This is a genomic window from Pseudomonas sp., from assembly GCF_049590575.1.
Lineage (GTDB): Bacteria > Pseudomonadota > Gammaproteobacteria > Pseudomonadales > Pseudomonadaceae > Aquipseudomonas.
Map to the genome: position 1 here is coordinate 1 of NZ_JBAWDE010000391.1, position 3929 is coordinate 3929.

At 61.0% G+C, this 3929-nt stretch carries 4 protein-coding genes and 1 pseudogene; 4 read left to right on the forward strand and 1 reads right to left on the reverse strand.

What is annotated here, in order from left to right; genetic code table 11:
* Positions 1-417: pseudogene (locus WBR57_RS27110) on the reverse strand (cystathionine gamma-synthase); the annotation flags it as partial.
* A 269-nt stretch (positions 418-686) separates the two neighbouring features.
* Here WBR57_RS27110 and WBR57_RS27115 point away from each other — a divergent pair.
* Genes WBR57_RS27115 through WBR57_RS27130 form a run of 4 tightly spaced genes read left to right on the forward strand, consistent with a single transcriptional unit; the run spans position 687 to position 3824 of the window.
* The gene (locus tag WBR57_RS27115; RefSeq protein ID WP_424088235.1) at positions 687-2084 is read left to right on the forward strand and encodes a COG3014 family protein; all 1398 of its coding nucleotides are present in this window, start codon (positions 687-689) and stop codon (positions 2082-2084) included.
* A gap of 10 nt (positions 2085-2094) precedes the next feature.
* The gene (locus WBR57_RS27120) at positions 2095-2466 is read left to right on the forward strand and encodes a YcfL family protein (protein WP_424088237.1); all 372 of its coding nucleotides are present in this window, start codon (positions 2095-2097) and stop codon (positions 2464-2466) included.
* Positions 2467-2489: 23 nt separating this feature from the next.
* A complete protein-coding gene (lpoB, locus tag WBR57_RS27125; protein WP_122716448.1) occupies positions 2490-3077 on the forward strand; it encodes a penicillin-binding protein activator LpoB in 588 nt (195 codons plus the stop codon).
* A gap of 3 nt (positions 3078-3080) precedes the next feature.
* The gene (locus WBR57_RS27130) at positions 3081-3824 is read left to right on the forward strand and encodes a penicillin-binding protein activator LpoB (RefSeq protein WP_424088238.1); all 744 of its coding nucleotides are present in this window, start codon (positions 3081-3083) and stop codon (positions 3822-3824) included.
* The last annotated feature ends 105 nt before the right edge of the window (positions 3825-3929 follow it).

Genomic DNA, 3929 nt, shown 5'->3' on the forward strand with positions numbered 1-3929 from the left:
CAAAGGCGCACCGCGCGTGGGGTCGGGGGTGATCGCCGGGGCCTGGCTGACTTCATAGGCCGCCGCCAACTGCGCGCCCAATTGGCGAGCCTGGCGCGCGACTGTCGCGCCTTCCTGGCGGGCCGTGACAGCTGCTGACAGTGCGTCGACACCCTTCACCAACGCCGCGCGTTCCGGCCGTTGCGGCAGTTCTGCCAGCAGCCCCTGCAATACGCCGAGAAACTCCAGTTGTTCGCGGTATTCGGATTCATCGATAACCTTGCCCGCCTCTACCGTCGGCGGGTAGTCAGCGCCAATGTAGTCGAGCAAATGCAGGGCTTGCGGGGCGCCCTCGGCAGTTGCCGCCAACAGGTTGAAGCTGCACGACAGCAACGCCGGCAACAGCAGCCAGCCGAGAAAACGAAAGGGGGCAGTCATGAATGAATCTCAAAGAGAAATACGAAGTAACACATTGTTAAGCGTTAAGGGCTTTGACTCAAGGCGTTAGTGATTTGCCAGGGATGAAGCCCGGGCATTTCTTGTGAGCGCACTAGTGGCGTAATTGGCAGTTATGACAGGCATAAAGCCATTGTTTTGCCAGCAGGCGGGCCTATAATGCCGCGCCCTGTTAGTGCGAAAGGGAATTTCGTTCCTCGTTTTTATGAGGAATCATCACACCAGCTGGATACTTTCAGGGAAGAAGTTGCATGGCATTTCGCGCCTTAACTCCGCTCGCGCTCGTGGCAGTCACCTTGTTGTCCGGGTGTTCAATGTTCCGCAGCTATGACTCCGAGCTGCAAGCCACCAACCAGCAATTGAGCACCGGCAATGTCGACGGCGCCCTCACGCTGCTGGAAAAGAACAACACCGGTGACGACAAGGATTTGCTGTATTTTTTTGAAAAGGGCGAGTTGCTGCGGGCCAAGGGTGACCTGACCGGCAGCCAGACCGCCTGGCGCAGCGCCGACCTGCAAGTCTACAAGTGGGAAGAGTCGGTCAAGTTCGACAGTGAAAAGTACCTCTCCCAGTTCGGCAGCTTCCTGGTCAACGACAAGGTGCGTCGCTACGAAGGTTATGACTACGAAAAAGTCATGCTGACCACGCAGATGGCCCTGAACCTGCTGGCCCTGAACGACTTCGACGGCGCACGCACCGAAATCAAGAAGACCCACGAACGCGAAGCGGTGATCGCCGACCTGCGTGACAAGGAATACCTCAAGCGCGAGGACGACGCCCAGCGCCAAGGCGTAACCACCCAGATGAAAGACCTGAGTGGCTACCCGGTCGAAGCCCTGAACGCGCCGGAAGTGGTCGGCCTGAAAAACAGCTACCAGAGCGCGTTCAGCCATTACCTGGCCGGCTTCGTCTACGAAGCCCTGGGCGAAAAAGACCTGGCCGCGCCCGGCTATCGCAAGGCGGCCGAGCTGCGCCCCAATACCCCGTTGCTGGAAAAGGCCCTGCTGGACCTGGACAAGTCCAAGGTCGGCGCGGATGAAACCGATGTGCTGATCGTGGTCCAAAGCGGCCTGGCCCCCGCACGCGACTCGATTCGCCTGCCGCTGCCGATCCCGATCAATGGCAACCTGGTGATCACGCCGCTGTCGTTCCCGGTGATCAAGGCCGACACCTCGACCGCCACCTTCGCCCAGATCGGCGTGGACGGCCAGCAGCAGAACCTCACTGCCCTCAACAGCACCACGGCCATGTCGCGCCGCGCCCTGCGCGATGACATGCCGGGGATCATCCTGCGCACCACCGTGCGTGCGGTCAGCCGTGGCATTGCACAGAACAACCTGAACAAGACCAACCCGATGGCCGGTCTGGTGCTGGGCATCGCCTCAGCCGTGACCGAAGGCGCCGACACCCGCACCTGGCGGACCCTGCCGGACATGACCCAAGTCACGCGCCTGCGCCTCAAGCACGGCGAGCACCAGGTCAGCCTGCCCAATGCCCTGGGCGGCACGCTGGTGACGGTCAAGGCCGATCAGCGTTATCAGGTGATCACCCTGCGCGTGGTCGGCAACCAGGTGTTCGCCGGCGGCCTCGCGGCCCATGTGGTGCCGAGCACGCCGACTCAAGCCATCGCCACCCTCAAACAACCTTAAGGAGCACCCTATGCGTCATTTCATCCTCGGCGCCCTGGCGCTGGTCCTGCTCGCCGGCTGCGCCACCCCGCCGCCACCGGAACCCGGCAGTGCCGCCAGTAAAATCGTGGTGATGGGCAAGTTCAAGGGCATCGCCGTCGGCGCCATTCGGGTGGCGCGCGAGAACGGCTTTCTCACCGCCAAGGTGCAGTTGAGCAACATCACCAGCAGCAACCAGATGATGTATTACCGCTTCGCCTGGCTGGGCGCCGACGGCTTCCCGGTGGGTGCTGAAGAAACCTGGAAAGTGCTGAACCTGTACGCCAACCAGGCAACCTTCCTGCCGGCCATCGCCAATCTGCCCCAGGCCGCTGACTTCCGTCTTGAAGTTAAAACCCCTTAATTTCGTTGCAGAGAGACATCACCATGTTTGCACGCTTCTCGATTCTCGCCGTGGTTGCCCTTCTGGCCAGCGGCTGCGCCAACACCTCCCCGGTACTGGGCGGTAAGAACATCAGCTACGGCGACACCAAGGCCGTGGAACTGGTGACCAACGAGTTCGGCTCCACCGACCTGCAGATGATCGCCGAAAGCATGACCCGCTCCCTGGCCCAGTCCGGCATCCTGCAGGGCCGCCCGGTGGTGCAGGTGTATGACGTGAAGAACAAGACCAGCGAGTACATCGATACCCGCGAGATCACTACGTCGATCAAGACCCAGCTGATGAAAACCGGCACCGCGCGCTTCGCCAGCGACAACACCGACATGCAGAGCCAGGTCGACCAGCTCAAGCTGCAGAACCAGAGCGGCCTGTACAAGAAGTCCACCGTCAGCAAGACCGGCAACATGGTCGCGGCCAAATACCGCCTGGAAGGCTCCATCAGCTCTATCGTCAAGCGCAGTTCGGACTACAAGGACGTGTTCTACAAATTCAGCCTGCAGCTGATCGACGTCGAGAGCGGCCTGGCCGAATGGATGGATGAAAAAGAAATCCGCAAGACCACGGAGCGCTGACAGATGCGTGCATGGATCGGCATGATCGGCCTGCTGTGCGCCTTTGGCGCCTCGGCCGCCCCGAAGATCGCGGTGACGGACCTGGCCTACGAGGCGCGGGTCGAGGAGTACATTCACCAGGTCTCGGCCAGCAACAACTTCCAGGCCAGTGCCTACCACGCCAGCGGCGCATCGAACTACAGCGAGTACGAGAGCCGTACCCGCTACATCGAGCAGACCGAGCTGCGTAAATTCAGCGGCGACATCAAGGGCGAAATCCTCAAGTTGCGGCAATTCCAGCTGGTGCAGGGCACGCCCTACACTGCCGATGCCAAGGCTGACGTCTACGACGTGATCAAGCGCATCAAGGCCGGCAACTTCAAGGGTGCGGACTACGTGCTGTTCGGCACGCTGTCGGACATCGACTTCACCCAGGACATCAACGCCCTGGATCACACCAACAGCTACTCGGCGGTGCTGGGCCTGACCCTGGTGGCGGATTTCAGCCTGATTAATACACGCACGTTCGAGATCACCTCGGCGTTTACCGCCATGGGTGAAGGCCAGGACACCAAACTGGTGAACAGCCGCGACGTACGCGTCAGCCTGAACCGGCCGCGCGTGGTGCGGGAAGTGTCGAAGGCGTTGGGCGAGGATGTTGCGCGGCAGTTGGCCGAACAACTTGGCGGTGGTCATCAGCAACAACCGGGGCAGCCTGCATTGCGCAATAACCTGCCACGGGATGAAGCGCCGAAGATCTTGCGCTGATCACCGGAAGTGCATGCAACACAACACCAATGTGGGAGCGGGCTTGCTCGCGAATACGGAGTGTCAGTCACCAGATGTATCGACTGACCCAGCGCATTCGCGAGC